Here is a 21,204-nt window from a genome sequence, read left to right as displayed (position 1 = left end):
AGGGGCGTGCATTCCCGAGACCGCCGCGCGGCACCGTGGCCGGGCCGGAAGAGAGATCAGGAGCGGGGGTACGTCTGGCTCAGCAGGACGTCGGCGGCCGGGCTTCCGCTCTCCGTGGGCCGCTCGGCGCAGGAGGCGTCGAGCACATAAGCCTGGACTCGTGTGCTGTCCGCCGGATCCGTCAGGACGAGCAGATAGGCCGGTTTCCCCTGGTACTCGCCGCGCTCCTGGCCGAGCACCCCGTCGGTGCGGCCGGTGCCGGCAAGGACACAGCCGGGAACGGCGGTGGCCGCGTTGCGCTGGGCGGTGTCGCTGCCGGCATCCGCGGACATGGATTCGGGACCCACCCCCTGGGGGGTCTTGGGCGTGCGGTTCCCGGCGAGGAGGGCGTGGACGCGGTCCTCGACGGGTGCGCCGGAGAAGGGACTGAGGGGCGCGCTCGCGAGCGGGTCGGCCTTCTGGGCGTCGGCCGAACCAGCGGTGATGGGCCTGTCCGCCTGGCTGAGGTAGAGGCTCGTACCGAGCACCACGGCTCCGAAGGCGGCGCCGATCGTGGCGAACAGTACCGTCCGGCGACGGCGGGGCGTGCCGGGGCGGCCCGGGCCGGTGCCCGCCCGAGGGCGTCCGGCGGGACGGTCCACGGCCGGGGAGGACGGGGAGGGAGCCGCGGTCTCGGCGGAGGAGCGCGATGTTTCACGTGAAACAGGGGTGTCGCTCTCCGGGGAGGTGGCGTTGAGGAGGGCTTCGGCGGCCAGGGCGGCGTCGATGCGTCCGGCGATTTCGGCGGGCATGCGGGGCGGCCCGGGCAGGGTGCCGAGCAGACCCCGGATCTCCTCCAGGGAGGACCGGACGTCGGCACAGAGGGGACAGCCGTCCAGGTGCCGTCGTACGGCTGCCGAACGGGTCGGTGAGAGCAGCCCCTCGGTCAGATCGGAGATCTCCGAGACGTCCGGGTGCTGCGTGGTGTCGGCCTTGCCGGCCGTGGAAGTCACGTGCGCCCACCTCCGCCCTTCACAGCAGCTGGATCTGTCGGTCCGGTATCCGTCGGCCCCGGCACCGGTGGGACGGATGTCCCCGGCGTCCGGTTCCTTCCCCCTTCGGTGGCCTCGTTACCCACGGTGTCGGCGCGCAGATGAGTGACCATCGGCAGGAGCCGTGCCCGCCCGCGCGCGCAGCGGCTCTTCACGGTCCCGGTGGGGACGCCGAGGATACGGGCTGCCTCCGCGACCGGGTATCCCTGCATGTCGACCAGGACGAGGGCGGCCCGCTGGTCCGAGGGCAGGGTGGCGAGCGCGGCCAGCAGCTCCCGGTGAAGGTCCTGTCGCTCGGCGGGAGCCTCGGCGGACTCGTGGGGTTCGAGGAGCTGCTCGAACCGGTCGGTGTCGTCCACCGACGAGGTCTTGCGGGAGGCGGCCTTGCGGGCACGGTCGATGCAGGCGTTCACCGTGATGCGGTGGAGCCAGGTCGTGACGGCCGACTGGCCGCGGAAGGTGGCGGCGGCCCGGAAGGCGGAGATCAGGGCGTCCTGGACGGCGTCAGCGGCCTCCTCGCGGTCCCCCAGGGTCCGCAGGGCCACCGCCCACAGCCGATCCCGGTGCCGCCGCACCAGCTCACCGAAGGCGTCGGGGTCCCCGGCGACATGGCGGGCGAGGAGTTCCTCGTCCGTCGCCGTCCGGGGGTCGTCAGCCGGAGGCGCCACGGTTCCCCTCCTCGATCGGCAGCCGTGCAGGCATTCAATCCGGTCCGTGCCCGGAAGTAAATGAGCGCCGAGCTGGGCTCGGCGCTCATCGATGGTGCGGGTGGTGACTAAGGGGCGGACCCCTGGAAGGACACGTTCGTGATGGCCTGCTTGTAGCCGGCTCCGAAGTACTGGTCACCGCCGGCATACGGCGCGGAGGTCATCCAGAGGAGCACGTAGCGCGTCTTGACTGGTGTCTTCGTCTCCGGCTTCGCCGTCGAGTCCGAGGTCTCGACCGTGGCGATCCGCTTCATCGAGTCCACGGAACCCGAAGGGGTCAGCGAGTCCGCCGCGTACAGGGTGATCGCGGTCTGCGGGCCGCCGTAGCGGAGCGCTATGGAGGCCGAGGTCACGTTCTGCTCGCTGCCGAGGTCGTAGACGATGCCGACGCCCTGCTTGTAGGGAGCGAGGACAGGGCCGTCCGTGAACGTCTTCGTGCGCCAGTACGTGGAGCTGTCGCTGTCGTAGGTGTTGGGGACCCCGCTGGTGTCCTGCGGCCTGCCGTCGGGGGCGTACTCCTCGGCCCCCTCGATGGCGAGCGGCTTCGGAGGTGCGGGCTTCTCGTCGTCGAGCGTCGGCTGCACGTTCTTCGGCTCGTCCTTGCCCTCCGGGGCGAGGAGCCGGTCCGCGATCTGCCAGCTGCCGAGGCCCAGGGCGGCGATCAGGAGGGCCGAGACGGCCCACTTGAGCGCCTTGCCGGTGCGGCTCTGCAGCGGGGGCGGCGGGACGACGACCGTCTGGGCGACCGCGGGACGCGGCTGGGGGCGTCCGTAGGTGCCCTGCTGGTACGTCGTGTGCTGGTACTCGGGCGGGGCGGTGAACTCCGGCTCCGGCGGCCTGACGCGGGGCATCGCCGCGACGGCCTTCGCCAGCTCGTCCGGAGTGGTGCAGGGCGGCTCCTGACGCGAGGCGGTGGCCCCGTCGTTCGCGAGGGCGCGCATGGCGATCTCGGAGAGGCCCCGGTGGACACCGGCGCGGACCTGGTCCGGCGGCAGCAGCCCGACGCCCTTGGGAAGCCCGGAGAGCCCGTAGGCGTCGCTGTCGTACGGCCAGCGCTGGGTCAGCGCGGCGTACAGCAGGGCGCCGATGGCCTCGGTGTCGCTGCGCTGCGGACGCTCGGCGGTGATGCCGCGCAGCGCGGCGTTCACGGCCAGGCCGCGGATCCGGTACTGACCGGTGGAGCTGCGCAGGACGGCGCTCGGCGTGAGCCGGAGGTGCGCGAGGCCCTCCCGGTGGGCGGCGGCCATGGCCTGGGAGACCTGGCTGACGAGCTGGTACGCGTCGTGGGGCTCCAGAGGGCCGGCCGCGAGCAGCGCGGTCAGCTCGGTGGAGTCCGGCAGCCATTCGTGCACGACGTACACGAGGTCGTTCTCCTCGACGGCGTCGAGGACCTGGACGAAGCGGGGGTCGCCGAGGAGGGCCGAGGAGCGGGCCGCGGCCAGCACCGACCGGGCCCTGGGATGGTCGGCCGGCAGCAGGTGGACCCCGACCGCGCGGCGCAGCTTCTCGTCGACGGCACGCCAACTGCTGAAGCCGTCCAGACGGGTGACGCACTCCTCCAGCCGGTAGCGTCTGGCCAGTTTGTGGCCGCTGTGCAGTTCGGGTGCCGTGATGGAGGGCTGTTCGCCGCTCTGTCGTTCGACCGCCTTGCTCTCCGTGGCCTCGGCGGATTTCTCCGCCGTCTTCTGCTCTTCCGCCACCCCGTCGGTCGCGGCCGTGTCCGCCTTGGCGGTCAGCGGGTCGTCACCGCTGTTGTCGGCCACGTCGACGGCAGCCGTGCTACGTTCCGCCACCGTCGTTCCTGCCTCCCCATCCGTTGCGCCACATCCAACAGCCAAGCCAATTGTGCCCACAGTCGGACGCTATGCACGACACGCGGTTCCCGCCGATGGTTGTGCGGGACCGCCGGGTTCAGCGTCCCAGACGCCCGCGGACCATGCCGACCAGGGTGTTCAGTTCCGCGATCCGCATGCGCTTCGCGGCGACGAAGAAGACGCCGAGGAGCACCACCCCGCCGACCACGAGGGCGGCGAGCGAGCCCAGGGCGCCCTCGCCGAGCAGCTTCAGCAGGCCGAAACCGACGGCACCGGCGACGATCGCCGCGGGCACGGAGGCCATGCAGAGCCGCGCGTAGGTCCGCATGACGTGGGTGCCGTCCAGGTCGCCGCCCAGGCGCTTGCGGAGCCGGCGCCACGCGATGCCGACGCCGACGGCGTAGGCGAGGCCGTACGAGGCGGCCATGCCGACCACGGCCCACTGGGCGGGCAGGACGACGTAGCAGAGCGCCGAGGCGGCCGCGTTGACGGCGGCGACGATCACCGTGTTGTAGAAGGGCGTTCGGGTGTCCTCGTAGGCGTAGAAGCCGCGGAGCACGACGTACTGGACGGAGTAGGGGATCAGGCCGAGGCCGAAGGCCATCAGGATGAAGCCCATGCCCTGGGCCGCTTCGACGCCGCTGGAGGCGTAGAGCAGGGTGCACATCGGGACGCCGAGCGCCAGGAAGGCGAAGGAGACCGGGACGATCGCGACGGCCGAGTTCCGCAGGCCCTGGGAGATGTCGTCGCGGACGGCACCGGGGTCGTCGTCGTGGGCGGCGCGGGAGATCCGCGGCAGCAGCGCGGCCATGACGGAGACCGTGATGATGGCCTGCGGCATGCCCCAGATCAGCTGGGCGTTGGAGTAGGCGAGGAAGCCGGCACCGTTCTTCCCGGACTCCTCACCGGCGGCGGTGGCGAGCTGGGTGACGACCAGGACGCCCGCCTGGTTGGCGAGGACGAAGAGGACCGTCCACTTGGCCAGCTTGACCGTCTTGCCGAGCCCGTGGCCCTTCCAGTCGAAGCGGGGGCGGAAGCGGAAGCCCGTCTCGCGCAGGTACGGGATCATCGCCAGGGCCTGGACGACGAGGCCCAGCAGGGTGCCGATGCCGAGCAGTCGGATGCCCTCGTCGGGAATGGTCTGCACGCCCATGTGGGACTCGGCGGAGGTGCCGTACACCCAGATGAACAGGCCGAAGGTGACGATCATGACGATGTTGTTGAGGACCGGGGTCCACATCATCGCGCCGAACTTGCCGCGGGCGTTGAGGATCTGACCCATCACCACGTGCACGCCCATGAAGAAGATCGTGGGCAGGCAGTAGCGGGCGAACGTCACGGCCACGCTGTTGGCCGCCGCGTCGTCGGCGATGGTGTTCGACATCAGCCGGATCAGGAGCGGCGCCGCGAAGACGGCCAGCGCCACGATGAGGCCGAGCGCCACCATGACCAGCGTGAGCAGCCGGTTGGCGTAGGCCTCGCCGCCGTCCTCGTCGTTCTTCATGGAGCGGACGAGCTGCGGGACGAAGACCGAGTTGAGGCCACCGCCGACGGTGAGGATGTAGATCATCGTCGGCAGGGTGTAGGCGATGGTGAAGGTGTCACCGAGCAGGGCCGCGCCGAGCGCGCCGGTGATCACCAGGCTGCGGACGAAGCCCGTCAGCCGGGAGACCAGCGTGCCGGCCGCCATCACGGCACTCGACTTCAGCAGCCCGGAGGCACGGCCGGACTTCTTGGGGGCGGGCGCGGGCAGCGGGTCCGGCTCCGGGGCGGGCGGCGGCACCTGGCCGGGCGCCTGCTGGTCCCGGTAGAGGTGCGCGAACGCGTCCGGTTCGGGCGTCTCCTCGCTCGCCCGGGTCACCAGGTCGTCGACCCCGGTGAACTGGACGGTGCGCGCGTCGTCCCCGTACGGCAGATGCCGCGAGGGACCGTCCGGCTCGGGCGCCGGGGTCTGGGCCCACACCCGGGGATCGGGGGCGTGCTGCGGCGCGGCCGGCTGCTGGTAGAGCGCGTGGGGGTCCTGGTAGGTGCCGGGCGGGGGCGGCGGGTGCGCGGCGCGGTCGTAGAGCGCCTCGGTCACCGGGTCCTGCGCGGACAGGTCCTGGGCCCTGTAAGGGTCGTGGGCGAAGGCGTCCTGGACGTAGGGATCCTGGGCGTACGGGTTCTGCGCGTAGGGGTCCTGTCCCTGCGCGCCAGGGGCGCCCTGCTGCGGGGGCGGCACCGGTGGGTGGCCGGCACCAGGAGACGCCGCGGGCGTCCCAGCGGACGGCGCCGGGCCGCCCGCACCCTGGCCGCGGTCACCGTCGTACGGCGCGTTCATGGTTACCCCACCTCATCGTCCCCGGCCGACCGGCCACGACATCGCTCAACGGTCCACTTTCTCACTCGGGCCCGACGGGTCGCCGCTTTCGGACCCGGTGTCCGGTGTCGGGTCACTCGGCTGCACGGGTTCGTCCGCGTCGGACTCCCCGTTGCCGGGCGCGTCCTCGACGGTCTCCGACGTGGCGTCGTCCTCGGCGGGGTCGTCCTCGGTGGTCTCGGCCGCCTCGGCCGCTTCGGCCTCGGCGTTCCGGGCTGCCACCCGCTTGCGCTGGCTGTACATGCGCACGCCGGCGAGCACGAGGAGGAGGACACCGCCGGCGATCACGAGCATCACCGTGGGAGTGATCTCGGAGACCCGCACCGTGAAGTTCATCGGCTGCCCGTACGGGGTGCCGTCTTCGGTGTACAGCTGGGCCGTCATCGGCACCTGGCCGTTGACGTTGGCCGAGGCGGTGAACTTCACCGACTGGCTGTGGCCGCCTCCGACCTTCACCGGCAGCTCGGCGAACCTCTCGCCGTTCAGCTCCAGCCGGTTCTTGTTGCCGGAGGTGAGACGCAGCTTCAGGTTGTCCACGCCCTGGAGCAGCTTGTTCTGGACGGTCACGGGGATCGTCGCGCTGCGGCCGGAGAGCGTCAGGTCCGACTTGTCGACCAGCTGGACGCCCTTGGTGAGGGTCTGCAGATAGTCCAGGACGTTGTTCCGGTAGATCGCGGCGTCCCGGGCCTCACCGCGCCAGGAGGTCGACATCTCGCGGTTGATCGCGTTGCCGAAGGGCGTCACGACGCGTTCCGGCTGGGTCAGGATGACCTTGAAGTCGTCCAGCTCGTCCCGAGTGGTCTTCATGTCGCGGAAGGCCTGCACGGGGAGCTCACGGTCGCGCAGCTTCTTCGGGTAGCGGGAGCTGCGCGGCACCGCGGTGGAGGCGTCCGGGTCCGGCTTGGCCGCCGCGGCCGCGAGGAGGTCGGTCGGCTCGGTCCAGCGCCGGCCGGAGAGGCCCGCCAGGGCGGTCGCCATGGACTGGGCCTGCGCGGACGTCGGCATCCGCTGCGGGGCGACGACGATGCTGCGCTGGTCCTCCGGCTGCTCCAGGGTGACCGCGAGCGACTGGGCGAGGAACTCCTGGACCGCGAGCGTGGAGTTCTCCGAGCGGACCATGTCGCCTTCGAAGGCGGTGGACAGGAGCGCGTCGCTCACCACGGCCGTGGTGCTGCCGTTGCCGAGCGGGCGGGCCGCCGTGGGCGTGTAGGAGAGGTCGTCGTGGACGCTGTCGCTGCGGGCGATCACCTTGTCGGCACCGGCCGAGGTCGCGACCGCGACGATCGAAGGGTCGACGGCGCCGTCGACGGGCCAGGCGAAGTCGGTGGACGCCTGAACGTGGAGGACGGTCTCGACCGTCATGCCCGCGAGGGCGGTCGCCGACTGGAGGTGGCCGAGGGAGCCGGGCACGTCCTTGCCCCGATGGGCCAGCGAGGCCAGGTCGGGGTCGGCGAAGGGAAGGGCGACGACCTTGTGCCCCTGGACGGCCTTCTCCAGGGCGTCCAGCCACTGCTCGGCGAGTGCCTGGTGCTTGCCGGGGACGTCCAGCTCGCCGTCCTTGACGCGGTAGCCGTTCGCCATGGCGTCGACGGAGGCCAGCAGGTCCGGGTCGACCACCCAGGTGACCGGGAGGTCCTTGCCCAGGGAGACCATCTGGTCCAGGCGCCCGCCCGGCTGCAGCTCGGCCGCCAGCGCGTCGTCCTCGAAGACCGGGGTCTGCTGGTCGTCCGTGGCCGTCTGCGCCGAGACGTGCGCCGAGGCGATGAGCGGCCACAGGTAGGTGAGCTGGGTCTTCTTCTCGGTTGCCTCGGGCTGGTACGGCAGGAAGGTCCGCTCGATGCCGAGCACCCGGTCGTACTGCTTGTCCGAGGTCTGCCCGGTGAGCGAGACGCCCAGCTGGTAGACCCCGTCCTCGTCGAGCCCCAGCTCGGAGACGGGGACGGAGAGCGAGAAGTCCGCGCTGAGGCCGGCGCCGAGCCGGGGAATCTTGACGGTCGGGGCGTCCTCGAGAGGCGCGGGGTCGCTGTCGTCCCGGAAACCGGTGCGCCCCGTCACCTGCTCGATCTCGCTCCGGCTCGTCATCCTCGGTCCGACGCGCAGGTTCACGGTCGCGTCGGTGACGGTCTTCTTGCCCCGGTTGGTCACCGTGCCCGTCACGGTGACGGTGTCCCCCTCGACGGGCGCGCTCGGGGCCAGCGTGTCGAGTGACACATCGACCGTCCTGGAGCCGGTGGCATCCGTGGCGGCGGCCGCCGGGGAGGCGACGAGGGGGGCCTGGAGCAGGCCGGCGAGAAGGGGTGCCCCGAAGGCGACGGTGATCGTGCGCCGCAGCCATCGGCGGGCAGGTGAGGGACCGGTTCCCTGGATGTCTGCCGCCTCGGCCACGCGTTCGCCCGTCCTCGTCGTTGTCTGTGATGCCAGTGGTGTCGGTGGTTCCCGGTTGCTGTGTCCAGGCATGGTAACGAGGCACGCCGGGGGCAAGTGCCGGGGACTGCTCCAGCCGAAAACGGGAACGTTGCGGTGAGCCCGGGCACGTACCCTTTTCTGTTGTGCCGAACGCCAACGAAGACACCCCGACTGCACTGAGCCAGGTGCAACGCCGCGCGGTCAGTGAACTACTCCGTGTGTCCCCTGTCGCCGACGACCTCGCCCGCCGTTTCCAGGAGGCCGGGTTCAGCCTCGCGCTGGTCGGCGGCTCGGTGCGGGACGCGTTGCTCGGCCGGCTCGGCAACGACCTGGACTTCACCACCGACGCCCGCCCCGAGGACGTACTGAAGATCGTCCGTCCGTGGGCCGACGCCGTGTGGGAGGTCGGCATCGCCTTCGGGACCGTCGGTTCCCAGAAGGACGGCTACCTGATCGAGGTCACCACGTACCGCTCGGAGGCGTACGACCGGACCTCCCGGAAGCCCGAGGTCTCCTACGGCGACTCCATCGACGAGGACCTCGTCCGGCGTGACTTCACCGTCAACGCCATGGCCGTGGCACTCCCCGAGAAGGAGTTCATCGACCCGTACGGCGGTCTTGAGGACCTGTCCGCCCGGGTCCTGCGCACCCCGGGTACGCCGGAGGAGTCCTTCTCCGACGACCCGCTGCGCATGATGCGGGCCGCGCGGTTCGCCGCACAGCTGGACTTCGAGGTCGCCCCCGAGGTCGTCACGGCCATGAAGGAGATGTCCGGCCGGATCGAGATCGTCTCCGCCGAGCGTGTCCGTGAGGAGCTCAACAAGCTGCTGCTCTCGGCGCACCCCCGGAAGGGCCTCGGGCTCCTCGTGGACACGGGCCTCGCCGACCACGTGCTGCCCGAGCTGCCTGCGCTGCGTCTGGAGAGCGATGAGCACCACCGGCACAAGGACGTCTACGAGCACTCGCTGACCGTGCTCGACCAGGCGATCGACCTGGAGGAGGACGGGCCCGACCTGGTCCTGCGTCTCGCCGCCCTGCTGCATGACATCGGCAAGCCGCGCACCCGCCGCTTCGAGAAGGACGGCCGGGTCTCCTTCCACCACCACGAGGTGGTCGGCGCGAAGATGACGAAGAAGCGCATGACCGCGCTCAAGTACTCCAACGAGATGATCAAGGACGTCTCGCGCCTCGTGGAGCTGCACCTGCGCTTCCACGGCTACGGGGACGGCGAGTGGACCGACTCGGCCGTCCGGCGCTACGTCCGGGACGGCGGGCCGCTGCTCTCGCGGCTGCACAAGCTGACCCGCTCGGACTGCACCACGCGGAACAAGCGCAAGGCGGCGGCGCTCTCCCGGACCTACGACGGTCTTGAGACCCGCATCGCCCAGCTCCAGGAGCAGGAGGAGCTGGACGCGATCCGTCCGGACCTCGACGGCAACCAGATCCAGGAGATCCTGGGCATCGGACCGGGGCCGGCCATCGGTCAGGCGTACAAGTTCCTGCTGGAGCTCCGGCTGGAGAACGGACCGATGGAGCACGACCAGGCCGTTGCCGCGCTCAAGGAGTGGTGGGCAGCGCGCGACTGAGTCGAGCCGGCGCCCGGACGGTCCGATGTTTCACGTGAAACGTCGGACCGCTCGACGCTCTGGAGGGGTGGTGTTTCACGTGAAACATCACCCCTCCTGGCGTTCCGGGTGCAGGACCACCGCGAGCACCGCGTAGATCACGGCCACCAGCACGACCAGAAGGGGCGACCGGCCGTCGGGCGGCAGCATCAGGGCCGCGACGCCCGCCGCGCCCACGAAGGCGACGTTGAACAGCACGTCGTAGAGCGAGAAGACCCGGCCTCGATAGGAGTCGTCCACGGCCGTCTGGACCACCGTGTCCGTCGCGATCTTGGCTCCCTGGGTGATGAGCCCGAGGAGGAAGGCGGCGACGAGGAAGGGGGTCGGGGTGAAGGTCAGGCAGAGCGCCGGGACGAGGACGGCGGCCGCGGCCGTGCAGACCGTCATCCACCCGAAGGGGCCGAAGCGGCCCACCGCCCAGGGGGAGAGGACGGCAGCCGCGAAGAAGCCGGCGCCCGAGGCGGCGACGGCGATTCCGAGGAGTCCCAGGCCCTCGGACTCCGTGGAGCTCCAGGCGTAGCGGCTGAGCATGAGCACGGTGACGAGCAGGGCGCCGTAACAGAAACGCATGAGGGCCACCGCGCCGAGCGCCCGGGCGGCGGGGCGTCGCTCGGCGAGGTGCCGCAGGCCCGCGACCAGACCGTGGGCGGTCGACTTCAGGGCTGAGACGAGGGGTTGTGGCGTGACGTCGGCGTCGGGGCCGAGGAGCTCCCGGGACATCCGCAGGGAGGCGAGGGCGGCGCAGAGATAGAGCACGGCTCCGAAGGCGACGACGGCCGCGTCGGAGTTGTCGGCGATGAGCCGGACACCGAAGGCGAGACCGCCGCCGAGGGTCGCGGCGAGGGTGCCCGCGGTCGGCGAGAGCGAGTTCGCCACGACGAGCCGTTCCTCGTCGACGACACGGGGGAGGGAGGCCGACAGCCCTGCCAGGACGAACCGGTTGACGGCGGTCACGGAGAGGGCGGAGGCGTAGAAGAGCCAGTCCGGTACGGAGGCGAGGACGAGGACGGCGGTCCCGCAGGCGAGCAGGGCGCGCAGGAGGTTTCCGTACAGGAAGACCTGACGGCGCTGCCAGCGGTCGAGGAGCACTCCCGCGAAGGGGCCGACGAGCGAGTACGGGAGCAGGAGCACCGCCATCGCGGAGGCGATCGCGGCGGGGGAGGTCTGTTTCTCGGGGGAGAAGACGACGTACGTGGCCAGGGCCACCTGGTAGACACCGTCGGCGCACTGGGAGAGCAGCCGGACGGCGAGCAGGCGGCGGAAGTTCGTCAGGCGCAGGAGTACGCGCAGATCACGTACGACGGACATGGCAGCAAGACTCACATACGAAGAGGGCCCCCGGGCAGTGGCTCGGGGACCCTCGATCGACAAGCGTGCGGCGCTTTAGCGCTCGACCTCACCCTTGATGAACTTCTCGACGTTGGCCAGGGCCTCGTCGTCGAAGTACTGGACCGGCGGGGACTTCATGAAGTAGCTCGACGCGGAGAGGATCGGGCCACCGATGCCCCGGTCCTTGGCGATCTTCGCGGCGCGCAGGGCGTCGATGATGACACCGGCGGAGTTCGGGGAGTCCCACACCTCGAGCTTGTACTCGAGGTTCAGCGGGACGTCGCCGAAGGCGCGGCCCTCGAGGCGCACGTACGCCCACTTGCGGTCGTCCAGCCAGGCCACGTAGTCCGACGGGCCGATGTGGACGTTCTTCTCGCCCAGCTCGCGGTCCGGGATCTGCGAGGTGACGGCCTGCGTCTTGGAGATCTTCTTGGACTCCAGGCGGTCGCGCTCGAGCATGTTCTTGAAGTCCATGTTGCCGCCGACGTTGAGCTGCATCGTGCGCTCAAGACGGACACCACGGTCCTCGAACAGCTTCGCCATCACGCGGTGCGTGATGGTCGCGCCGACCTGCGACTTGATGTCGTCGCCGACGATCGGGACGCCCGCCTCGGTGAACTTGTCCGCCCACTCCTTGGTGCCGGCGATGAAGACCGGAAGGGCGTTGACGAAGGCGACCTTGGCGTCGATGGCGCACTGCGCGTAGAACTTCGCCGCGTCCTCGGAGCCGACGGGCAGGTAGCAGATGAGGACGTCGACCTGGCGGTCCTTGAGGATCTGGACGACGTCGACGGGCTCCTCGGCGGACTCCTCGATGGTCAGGCGGTAGTACTTGCCGAGACCGTCGAGCGTGTGGCCGCGCTGGACCGTGACGCCCTTGTTCGGGACGTCGCAGATTTTGATGGTGTTGTTCTCGCTGGCGCCGATGGCGTCGGAGAGGTCGAGGCCGACCTTCTTCGCGTCGACGTCGAAGGCCGCGACGAACTCGATGTCACGGACGTGGTAGTCGCCGAACTGGACGTGCATCAGGCCGGGCACCTTGGTCGCCGGGTCGGCGTCCTTGTAGTACTCGACGCCCTGCACCAGCGAGGCGGCGCAGTTGCCCACGCCGACGATGGCTACGCGAACCGAACCCATTCCGGTTGCTCCCTGTGTGATCGTGGAAGCCCTGCGGTGCGCAGGGTTTCACTTGGCGGTGTCGTCGGACGGATCCGGCCGGGTACTGCCCCCGTGCCGGGGCAGGCCGCCCGTCTCTCCAGAATCGTTGTCGTGCAGAGCGGGGGCGTCGGGGCCGGATCGCTGATCCCGCCCTGCCCGCTCGCTCTCGATGAGCTCGTTCAGCCAGCGCACTTCGCGCTCCACGGACTCCATGCCGTGGCGCTGCAGCTCAAGCGTGTAGTCGTCCAGGCGCTCGCGTGTCCGGGCCAGCGAGGCGCGCATCTTCTCCAGGCGCTCCTCCAGCCGGCTGCGGCGGCCTTCGAGCACGCGCATCCGCACCTCGCGCTCGGTCTGCCCGAAGAAGGCGAAGCGGGCCGCGAAGTGCTCGTCCTCCCAGGCGTCCGGGCCGGTGTGGGAGAGGAGCTCCTCGAAGTGCTCCTTACCTGCCGGGGTCAACCGGTAGACGATCTTGGCCCGGCGTCCTGCGAGTGAAGCGGCGAGGGCCTCCTCGGGGGCGCTGCCCGGCTCCTCGATCAACCAGCCGTTGGCGACCAGCGTCTTGAGGCAGGGATACAGCGTTCCGTAGCTGAAGGCCCGGAAGACGCCCAGCGAGGTGTTGAGGCGCTTCCGCAGCTCGTACCCGTGCATGGGGGCCTCGCGCAGCAGGCCGAGAACGGCGAACTCGAGGATGCCCGAGCGTCTGCTCATCCGTCGCCTCCTCCTCCGCCGTCGGCCCTTATGCCGTGCTGATGTATCGACTCGATACATCAGCACGATAGAACGGCCTCCCTGTCCGGACAAGCGGGGGTGCAGTGACCGGCGTCACATCGTCAATTCACAGCGTTCGACTTGCCTGATTTGGGGTGAAGTCCGGCCGTAGGTGGGTTTTGGCCGTGCGTAGTCTGTGCGGCATGCAGACCACCGGGAACCGAGCGATGCCCTGGGGCGTCAGTGCTGCGGGTGACCGGCTGCGGTACGGGGGGGCCTCCAATGGGGTTCCGCCGTGCGCATTTCGGGGGGACCGGAACTCAACTGCCGCTTCCAGGCGTACGCGCCTGCCCGAGGAGTAGTCGTTCGATGAGCGAGCATCGTCGCAAAATGCCGCCGCAGCAGCCGCCGACGGGCGGTCGCGCGGCGGCACGGCGCGCTGCCCAGCAGCCGGGCCGCAGGTCGGCCCCGGCCCATGACGTCGGTATGGGGGCCCCTTCGGCCTCGTACGGTCCTCCCTCCTCTCATGGAGAGGAGCAGCGTCCCTACGGCGGGCGCGCGGAGGCCCGCCGGGCTGCCCAGCGCGGCAGCCGGCGCAGGGGCGCCGACGCGGGCCCGGGTGGCCCCGGCGGCCCCGGCGGTCCCGGAGGGGGTCGGCGCGGTGGCGGTGGCGGCGGCAGCGGTCCGGGGCGGGGCTCCGGCGGTCGCCCGCCGGGCAAGAAGCGGATCATCGACTACCCGCGTTACGGAAAGTACGGCTGGCGTCGCTGGATGCCGTCGTGGAAGCTCGTGTCGGGCACGTTCCTGTTCTGCGTGGCGAGTGTGATGGGCGTTGCCTACATCGCGTACTCGCAGGTGGAGATCCCCAAGGAAGCCGATACGGCGGTCTCGCAGAACAACATCTACTACTGGTCCGACAACTCCCGGATGGTCGCGACGGGCAGTGGTGCCAACCGTCAGATCGTCCAGTTCGCGGAGATCCCGAAGTCCATGCAGGACGCGGTGATCTCGGCGGAGAACAAGACCTTCTGGGAAGACTCCGGTGTCGACCCCATGGGTATCGCCCGCGCCGTGTGGAACATGGCCAAGGGCGGCGAGACCCAGGGTGGTTCGACCATCACCCAGCAGTACGTGAAGAACAACCGCCTGGACGACCAGTCGCAGACCCTCACACGGAAGGTGAAGGAACTCTTCATCTCCATGAAGGTCGGCAACGAGGTCCCCAAGGACCAGGTCATGGCCGGTTACCTGAACACCTCGTACTACGGACGTGGTGCGTACGGCATTCAGGCGGCGGCCCGTGCCTACTTCAACAAGGACGCCGGGAAGCTCAACGCCAGCGAGTCGGCACTGCTCGCCTCGGTGCTGAAGGGCGCGACGTACTACGACCCCGCCGGCTACCCCGAGATCGACCCCCGGGCCACGGCGAAGGCGAACACCGAGCGGGCCAAGACGCGGTGGGCGTGGATTCTCGACGAGATGCAGAAGGACGGGCGCATCTCGGCCGAGGAGCGGGCGAAGTACACCACCTTCCCCACGGTGCAGCCGCCCCGGAAGAGCGCCAACCTGGGCGGTCAGATCGGCTACCTGGTCGCCACCGCCAACGTGAACCTGCAGAAGCAGTTCGGCATCACCGAGGCGGAGCTGGAGCGCGGCGGCTACGAGATCCACACCACCTTCGAGAAGCCGAAGGTGGACAAGATGGAATCCGCGATCAAGAAGATCATCAAGGAGAACATCGACCCGAAGAAGCGCCCGAAGACGGACACGCACGTCCAGTTCGGCGGTGCTTCGGTCGATACGGCGACCGGGAAGATCGTCGCTCTCTACGGCGGTGTCGACGCCACCAAGCACTTCCGGAGCAACGCCGACAGCACGGGTGCCCAGGTCGGATCGACGTTCAAGCCCTTCGTGCTCGCCGCCGCGATGAAGGACGGCGTCCGGAACAAGGAACTCGGGCCGGACCAGGACGCGTCCGAGCGCACGATCCTCGACCCGGACAAGAGCCTCTACAACGGCAAGGACGACCTGACGATCCGTAAGTACAACGGGGACATCTGGCTCGACGACAAGGGGGAGGAGTGGAAGCAGAGCAACGACGAGAACGCCAGCTACGGCCCCATCTCCCTCCGCTACGCCATGATCAAGTCGGCCAACTCGCCGTATGTGCAGCTCGGCATGGACGTCGGCATCGACAAGGTCCGTGACGCCGCCGTGGCCGCCGGCCTCCGCGAGGATTCCCTGGTCAAGGGCGATGTGCCCTCCTTCTCCCTCGGTGTCTCCAGCCCCAGCGCCATCCGCATGGCCGGTGCCTACGCGACCTTCGCCAACCAGGGTGAGCAGAACGAGCCCTACTCCGTCGAGCAGGTGAAGAGGGACGGCGAGATCTGGAAGCACAAGGCCAAGCCCCAGACGGCCTTCAGCCCGGCCATCGCCAGCAACGTCACCGACGTGCTGCGGAGCGTCGTCGACGACGACCGGGGTACCGGTCGCAAGGCGCGGATCCCGGGTCGCGCGGTGGCCGGCAAGACCGGTACGACCGACGACAACAAGTCGGCCTGGTTCGTGGGCTACACGGCGCAGCTGGCGACCGCGATCGACATGTACCGCTTCGACGACGACGAGTCGAAGCAGGGTCGCGAGTTCGAGAAGATGTACGGCACGGGTGACCAGCCGACGATCCACGGTTCTTCGTTCCCCTCGCGGATCTGGAAGGACTACATGACGGATGCCGTGAAGGACGACGCGGTCGTGGACTTCCCCGAGCCGGAGAAGCTGGAGGGCGCCAAGCCCGTCTTCGGTGGCGGCGCCGCGAGCCCGACGCCGACCCCGACGGCCACCCCGACGCCCACCGAGTCGACGATGCCGACGACGACTCCGCCGGCCACCCCGACGACGACTCCCCCGGCGACCAGGACGCCGAAGCCGGGGAAGACGACCTGCAGCATCTGGGACATCAACTGCAACAACACGGGCGGTCCCGGCGGCAACACCGGGGAGCCCACCACCACGGCACCCACGACCCCGACGCCGACCGACTCACCAACGGACAGCTCCGGCGGCAACGGCAACGGGAAACCAGGGTTCGGGACCTTCCCCTGATCCCTCGCCCCGAGGGATGACCCGGGCACGTCCTGAGGGCCGCCGCGTCCGCTCCGTACCTTCCGTACGGGCCGGCCGCGGCGGCCCTCGCCGTTTTCCCGGGGACGTACGGCAGGATGTCCCCCATGCCGAGCCTCCAGAAGTCGAGCGCACCGCAGGAGCGCTCGCAGACGGTCATCCCCACCCACCGGGACAAGGTGGCCGCCGCGGGCAGTGAACTGATCGGTGGCCCCTACGGCCGCCGGGCGATGACCGGCACCGGGCAGCTGACGCCCGTGCGGGTGATCGCGCTCGTGGCCCTCGGCATGTACGCCCTCGGCATGGTGCAGAAACTGCCCTGCTACAACTGGGCCTGGTTCCGGGGCACGACCTCCCAGTACACGCACGCGTGCTACTCGGACATCCCGCACCTCTTCACCGGGCGGGGCTTCGCGGACGGCCTGGTCCCGTACTTCGACCGGCTGGGCGGCGACATACCGTTCCTGGAGTACCCGGTCCTGACCGGCCTCTTCATGGAGGTCGCGGCCTGGCTGACGCCGGGCGGCGGCGACATGACGCAGCGGGAGCAGTGGTACTGGCTGGTCAACGCGGGCCTGCTGATGGTCTGCGCGGCCGTCCTCGCGGTCTGTGTGGCCCGGACGCACCGCCTGCGCCCCTGGGACGGTCTCCTGGTCGCGCTCGCGCCCTCGGTCGCGCTGACCGCCACGATCAACTGGGACATACTGGCCGTCGCGCTGACCGCCGCCGCCGTCCTGATGTGGTCGCGGAGCCGGCCGCTGGCCTTCGGGATCCTGCTGGGCCTGGCCACCGCCGCGAAGTTCTACCCGATACTGCTCCTCTGCCCGCTGCTGCTGCTCTGCTGGCGTGCCGGGAAGTGGCGGGCGTACGGGGCCGCCGTGCTCGGCGCGGCCGGGGCGTGGCTGGTCGTGAACCTGCCGGTGATGCTGCTCGCGCCGGAGGGGTGGAAGCAGTTCTACCTCTTCAGCCGGGACCGGAACGTCGACTTCGGCTCGGTCTGGCTGCTGATCAGCCAGCGGACGGGTGACGTGATCACGCCGGGGCGGGCCAATCTGTACGCGCTGCTGCTGATGGCGGCCGCGGTGGCCGGTCTGGTGTTCCTCGCGTTCACGGCGCCGCGCAGGCCCCGCTTCGCCCAGCTGGCCTTCCTGATCGTCGCCGCGTTCGTGCTCACCAACAAGGTGTACTCGCCGCAGTACGTCCTGTGGCTGGTCCCGCTGGCCGCGCTCGCCCGGCCCCGCTGGCGCGACTTCCTGGTCTGGCAGGGCTGCGAGGTCATGTACTTCGTCGGCGTCTGGATGTACCTGGCCTTCACGACCGGCGGCAACAAGCAGGGCCTTCCCGTGGACGGCTACCAGTTCGCGATCGTCCTGCACCTGCTCGGCACCCTGTACCTGTGCGCGATGGTCGTACGGGACATCCTGGCGCCCGAGAAGGACCCGGTCCGGCAGGACGGCGCGGACGACCCCTCGGGCGGCGTCCTGGACGGCGCCGAGGACGTCGTCGTGGCGGGCAGGGCGGCCCATCCGGCCCGGCACGCCGCTCCGGCCGTGGAGGAGGGGCAGAGGGTGCGCTGGGGCACCGCCGGCGACCCCGACGATCCGTGGGCCGCCCCGACCGACCGGTAAAGCACTCACCCCCGGGAGTTCCGCTCCCGGGGGTGAGTGCTTTTACGCGTGCTTCTCGGCCGGTCGGCCCGAGACGCGTGACGGCTCAGCGTTCGACGAGCCGGTCGAACTGCGTCGTGGTGTGGCGCAGATGCGCCACGAGCTCGTCGCCCACCCGGGGCTCCTGGGCGTCGGCCGGCACGAACAGGATCGACACCTGCATGTGCGGCGGCTCGGCGAACCAGCGCTGCTTCCCGGCCCAGACGAAGGGCGAGAGGTTGCGGTTGACGGTGGCGAGGCCCGCGCGGGCGACGCCCTTGGCGCGCGGCATGACGCCGTGCATGGCCTTCGGGGCCTCCAGGCCGACACCGTGGGAGGTGCCGCCTGCGACGACGACCAGCCAGCCGTCCGACGCGGCCTTCTGCTGGCGGTAGCCGAACCGGTCGCCCTTGGCGACCCGGGTCACGTCGAGGACGGCGCCCCGGTACTCCGTGGCCTCGTGGTCGCCCAGCCAGAGCCGGGTGCCGATGCGGGCGCGGAAGCGGGTCTGCGGGAACTGCTGCTGGAGCCGGGCCTGCTCCTCGGCCCGCAGGTGGCTGACGAACATGGTGTGCAGCGGCAGCCGGGCGGTCCGCAGCCGGTCCATCCAGGTGATGACCTCCTCGACCGCGTCGGTGCCGTCCGGGCGGTCCAGGGGCAGGTGCAGGGCGAAGCCCTCCAGACGGACGTCCTCGATGGCGGCGTGGAGCTGCTGGAGCTCCTCCTCGCGCACGCCGTGCCGCTTCATCGAGCTCATGCACTCGATCACGACCCGGGCGCCCACCAGGGCGTGGACGCCGTCCACGGACGACACGGAACGGATCACCCGGTCGGGCAGCGGAACCGGTTCCTCACCCCGGCGGAAGGGGGTGAGGACCAGCAGGTCGCCACCGAACCAGTCCTTGATCTTCGCGGCTTCGTACGTGGTGCCCACGGCGAGCATGTCGGCGCCGAACCGCGACGCCTCGTCCGCGAGGCGCTCGTGGCCGAAGCCGTACCCGTTGCCCTTGCAGACCGGGATGAGAGCGGGGAACTGGTCGATGACGGTCTTCTGGTGCGCCCGCCAGCGAGCGGTGTCGACGTAGAGGGAGAGCGCCATGGCCGGCCCGGAACCTTTCTGACGGCAGCGGTGTATCAAAGATGTGTACGAGACTACGAAGCCTACGGAACGGTCAGCGGCGCGACATGTAGATGTCGAGCGCCTTGTGCAGCAGCTTGTTCAGCGGGAAGTCCCACTCGCCGACGTACTCGACGGCCTCGCCGCCCGTGCCCACCTTGAACTGGATGAGGCCGAAGAGGTGGTCGGTCTCGTCGAGCGAGTCCGAGATGCCCCGCAGGTCGTAGACGGTGGCGCCCATGGCGTACGCGTCGCGCAGCATCCGCCACTGCATCGCGTTCGAGGGCCGGACCTCACGGCCGATGTTGTCGGAGGCGCCGTAGGAGTACCAGACGTGACCACCGACGACGAGCATGGTCGCGGCGGAGAGGTTCACCCCGTTGTGGCGCGCGAAGTAGAGCCGCATGCGGTTGGGGTCCTCGTTGTTGAGGACGGTCCACATGCGCTGGAAGTACGAGAGCGGGCGCGGCCGGAAGTGGTCACGGACGGCCGTGATCTCGTACAGCCGCTGCCACTCGGCCAGGTCCTCGTAGCCGCCCTGGACGACCTCGACACCGGCCTTCTCGGCCTTCTTGATGTTGCGGCGCCACAGCTGGTTGAAGCCCTTGAGGACGTCGTCGAGCGAGCGGTTCGCGAGCGGGACCTGGAAGACGTAGCGGGGCTGCACGTCGCCGAAGCCGGCGCCGCCGTCCTCGCCCTGCTGCCAGCCCATCTTCCGCAGCCGGTCCGCGACTTCGAAGGCACGCGGCTCGATGTGAGTGGCCTCGACGTCCTTGAGGCGCTTGACGTCCGGGTCCTGGATGCCGGCCTTGATGGCGGTCGAGTCCCAGCGGCGGATGACCACCGGCGGGCCCATCTTCACCGAGAAGGCGCCCTGGTGCTTGAGGTGCGCCAGCATCGGCTGCAGCCAGTCGTCCAGGTTCGGCGCGTACCAGTTGATGACCGGGCCCTCGGGCAGATAGGCGAGGTAGCGCTTGATCTTCGGGAGCTGGCGGTAGAGCACCAGGCCGGCGCCGACGAGCTCACCGGACTTGTCGAACCAGCCGAGGTTCTCCGAGCGCCACTCGGTCTTCACATCAGCCCATGCCGGGACCTGGCAGTGACTCGCGGCGGGCTGGCTCTGGATGAATGCCAGATGCTGCTCACGGCTGATGGTCCTCAGGGTCAGGCTCATGCGGGGCGCTCCTCGGCAGGTGTGTCCCCATCGGTCAGGGGCTCCGGCTCTCGCGCCGAAGCCTACTGTGACCGGGGAGCGCCCCGAATGGGTGTGTGTGCCCTGACGTGCCGTCGGGCTCAGCTGATGACGCCGCCGAAGAGGCCGCCGTGCGCCATTCCGAGGTAGAAGCCGAACGCCGAGGCGCCGAGTCCGAGGATCAGCAGGAAGCGCTCGCGGGTCGTCACGGAGATGAACTGTCCGTACGCGCCGGTCAGGATGCCGACCAGGCCCGACCAGGAACTCAGCAGATGGAGGTTGTCGAACTGCGCCGTGACGAAGGAGAGGATTCCCATCACCAGCGTGACGGCCATCAGGGTGTCCTGGAGCGGATGGGGTTTGCCGTCGGTCGCGAAGAGGGAGTGGCCGGGGTCGGGTCGCATTGCCTGTGCCATGGGGCACCTCCTGGCGTGGCTGCGGGAAGGCGGCGCATCGTAGCGCCGCCGACATCCGTTGTGTACAGATTGCGTCCCCTTCCCGGAGAATTTCAACCGCAAGCCGATGTGCGGGTACTCTGTACAGCTGCGCCGGTGTCTGCCCAGGTCCCTCCGGGATCCCCGACAGCGCTCCTCGCTCGCCGAGGGGACTGTCAGTGGTGGCGGATACCGTTGCTTACGCATCACGACCCTCCTGCCACGGAACGACCGTGGCCGCTGAGTCCAAAGGAGGTGGGTTCCACATGCGTCACTACGAGGTGATGGTCATCCTCGACCCCGATCTCGAGGAGCGCGCTGTCTCCCCGCTGATCGAGAACTTCCTCTCCGTCGTCCGTGAGGGCAACGGAAAGGTCGAGAAGGTCGACACCTGGGGCCGTCGTCGTCTCGCCTACGAGATCAAGAAGAAGCCCGAGGGCATCTACTCGGTCATCGACCTGCAGGCCGAGCCTGCGGTCGTCAAGGAGCTCGACCGCCAGCTCAACCTGAACGAGTCGGTCCTCCGGACCAAGGTCCTCCGTCCCGAGACCCACTGAG

General features: G+C 69.8%; 15 protein-coding genes. 4 read left to right on the top strand and 11 right to left on the bottom strand.

Annotated elements, in window-relative coordinates; all coding sequences use genetic code 11:
• Positions 1 to 56 precede the first annotated feature (56 nt).
• From ACF07V_RS29655 to ACF07V_RS29635, 5 genes are all read right to left on the bottom strand, one after another.
• Positions 57 to 992, bottom strand: a complete 936-nt coding sequence (locus ACF07V_RS29655; protein ID WP_392158756.1) for a zf-HC2 domain-containing protein — start codon at positions 990 to 992, stop codon at positions 57 to 59.
• Entirely contained in the window at positions 989 to 1,699 is a 711-nt protein-coding gene (gene sigM, locus ACF07V_RS29650) for an RNA polymerase sigma factor SigM (RefSeq protein ID WP_392158755.1), read from the bottom strand. Before sigM ends, ACF07V_RS29655 begins: the two co-directional genes overlap by 4 nt.
• 107 nt (positions 1,700 to 1,806) lie before the next feature.
• Positions 1,807 to 3,531: a protein kinase family protein gene (locus ACF07V_RS29645; protein WP_392158754.1), complete on the bottom strand. Its 1,725-nt coding sequence runs from the start codon at positions 3,529 to 3,531 to the stop codon at positions 1,807 to 1,809.
• A gap of 118 nt (positions 3,532 to 3,649) precedes the next feature.
• Positions 3,650 to 5,872 (bottom strand): murein biosynthesis integral membrane protein MurJ, encoded by a 2,223-nt coding sequence (murJ, locus tag ACF07V_RS29640; RefSeq protein WP_392158753.1) that lies wholly within the window; start codon positions 5,870 to 5,872, stop codon positions 3,650 to 3,652.
• A gap of 45 nt (positions 5,873 to 5,917) precedes the next feature.
• The gene (locus ACF07V_RS29635; protein WP_392158752.1) at positions 5,918 to 8,296 is read right to left on the bottom strand and encodes a DUF6049 family protein; all 2,379 of its coding nucleotides are present in this window, start codon (positions 8,294 to 8,296) and stop codon (positions 5,918 to 5,920) included.
• A 164-nt stretch (positions 8,297 to 8,460) separates the two neighbouring features.
• Between ACF07V_RS29635 and ACF07V_RS29630 the strand changes: the two genes are divergently transcribed.
• Positions 8,461 to 9,903 (top strand): CCA tRNA nucleotidyltransferase, encoded by a 1,443-nt coding sequence (locus tag ACF07V_RS29630; protein ID WP_392158751.1) that lies wholly within the window; start codon positions 8,461 to 8,463, stop codon positions 9,901 to 9,903.
• Between the two features lie 87 nt (positions 9,904 to 9,990).
• Here the strand turns inward: ACF07V_RS29630 and ACF07V_RS29625 are convergent, their stop codons facing one another.
• The 3 genes from ACF07V_RS29625 to ACF07V_RS29615 form a co-directional block, all read right to left on the bottom strand.
• Positions 9,991 to 11,250 (bottom strand): MFS transporter, encoded by a 1,260-nt coding sequence (locus ACF07V_RS29625; RefSeq protein WP_392158750.1) that lies wholly within the window; start codon positions 11,248 to 11,250, stop codon positions 9,991 to 9,993.
• Positions 11,251 to 11,325: 75 nt separating this feature from the next.
• Positions 11,326 to 12,408 carry an inositol-3-phosphate synthase gene (locus ACF07V_RS29620; protein WP_359511499.1) on the bottom strand — a complete coding sequence of 361 codons (1,083 nt, stop codon included), beginning with the start codon at positions 12,406 to 12,408 and terminating at the stop codon, positions 11,326 to 11,328.
• A 48-nt stretch (positions 12,409 to 12,456) separates the two neighbouring features.
• A complete protein-coding gene (locus tag ACF07V_RS29615; RefSeq protein WP_189804943.1) occupies positions 12,457 to 13,137 on the bottom strand; it encodes a PadR family transcriptional regulator in 681 nt (226 codons plus the stop codon).
• Positions 13,138 to 13,506: 369 nt separating this feature from the next.
• Here ACF07V_RS29615 and ACF07V_RS29610 point away from each other — a divergent pair, with 369 nt between their 5' ends.
• Both ACF07V_RS29610 and ACF07V_RS29605 read left to right on the top strand, forming a co-directional pair.
• The gene (locus ACF07V_RS29610; protein ID WP_392158749.1) at positions 13,507 to 16,239 is read left to right on the top strand and encodes a transglycosylase domain-containing protein; all 2,733 of its coding nucleotides are present in this window, start codon (positions 13,507 to 13,509) and stop codon (positions 16,237 to 16,239) included.
• Between the two features lie 125 nt (positions 16,240 to 16,364).
• Positions 16,365 to 17,885, top strand: a complete 1,521-nt coding sequence (locus ACF07V_RS29605; RefSeq protein WP_392158748.1) for a glycosyltransferase family 87 protein — start codon at positions 16,365 to 16,367, stop codon at positions 17,883 to 17,885.
• Between the two features lie 85 nt (positions 17,886 to 17,970).
• On the opposite strand, the gene ACF07V_RS29600 is transcribed toward ACF07V_RS29605, so the two are convergent.
• From ACF07V_RS29600 to ACF07V_RS29590, 3 genes are all read right to left on the bottom strand, one after another.
• Positions 17,971 to 19,002, bottom strand: coding sequence for an alanine racemase (locus ACF07V_RS29600; protein ID WP_392158747.1), 1,032 nt, complete (start codon positions 19,000 to 19,002; stop codon positions 17,971 to 17,973).
• Between the two features lie 73 nt (positions 19,003 to 19,075).
• Complete coding sequence (locus tag ACF07V_RS29595) at positions 19,076 to 20,194, bottom strand: peptidoglycan bridge formation glycyltransferase FemA/FemB family protein (RefSeq protein WP_086823884.1); 1,119 nt, start codon at positions 20,192 to 20,194, stop codon at positions 19,076 to 19,078.
• 119 nt (positions 20,195 to 20,313) lie between these two features.
• Positions 20,314 to 20,628 carry a hypothetical protein gene (locus ACF07V_RS29590; RefSeq protein ID WP_392158746.1) on the bottom strand — a complete coding sequence of 105 codons (315 nt, stop codon included), beginning with the start codon at positions 20,626 to 20,628 and terminating at the stop codon, positions 20,314 to 20,316.
• Between the two features lie 284 nt (positions 20,629 to 20,912).
• On the opposite strand from ACF07V_RS29590, the gene rpsF reads away from it, so the two are divergent.
• A complete protein-coding gene (gene rpsF / locus ACF07V_RS29585) occupies positions 20,913 to 21,203 on the top strand; it encodes a 30S ribosomal protein S6 (RefSeq protein ID WP_015034882.1) in 291 nt (96 codons plus the stop codon).
• Position 21,204 lies beyond the last annotated feature (1 nt).

The organism is Streptomyces sp. NPDC015661 (genome assembly GCF_043077765.1).
In the GTDB taxonomy this organism is placed as follows: domain Bacteria; phylum Actinomycetota; class Actinomycetes; order Streptomycetales; family Streptomycetaceae; genus Streptomyces.
Note: the sequence above shows the minus strand (reverse complement) of the source record. Positions and strands in the feature narration are given on the sequence as shown.

Coding starts and splice junctions, on each gene's coding strand:
- ACF07V_RS29620 (WP_359511499.1), bottom strand. CDS start 12,408: ATGGGTTCGGTTCGCGTAGCCATCGTCGGCGTGGGCAACTGCGCCGCC.
- ACF07V_RS29625 (WP_392158750.1), bottom strand. CDS start 11,250: ATGTCCGTCGTACGTGATCTGCGCGTACTCCTGCGCCTGACGAACTTC.
- murJ (WP_392158753.1), bottom strand. CDS start 5,872: ATGAACGCGCCGTACGACGGTGACCGCGGCCAGGGTGCGGGCGGCCCG.
- ACF07V_RS29605 (WP_392158748.1), top strand. CDS start 16,365: ATGCCGAGCCTCCAGAAGTCGAGCGCACCGCAGGAGCGCTCGCAGACG.
- ACF07V_RS29615 (WP_189804943.1), bottom strand. CDS start 13,137: ATGAGCAGACGCTCGGGCATCCTCGAGTTCGCCGTTCTCGGCCTGCTG.
- ACF07V_RS29595 (WP_086823884.1), bottom strand. CDS start 20,194: ATGAGCCTGACCCTGAGGACCATCAGCCGTGAGCAGCATCTGGCATTC.
- ACF07V_RS29600 (WP_392158747.1), bottom strand. CDS start 19,002: ATGGCGCTCTCCCTCTACGTCGACACCGCTCGCTGGCGGGCGCACCAG.
- ACF07V_RS29590 (WP_392158746.1), bottom strand. CDS start 20,628: ATGGCACAGGCAATGCGACCCGACCCCGGCCACTCCCTCTTCGCGACC.
- rpsF (WP_015034882.1), top strand. CDS start 20,913: ATGCGTCACTACGAGGTGATGGTCATCCTCGACCCCGATCTCGAGGAG.
- ACF07V_RS29610 (WP_392158749.1), top strand. CDS start 13,507: ATGAGCGAGCATCGTCGCAAAATGCCGCCGCAGCAGCCGCCGACGGGC.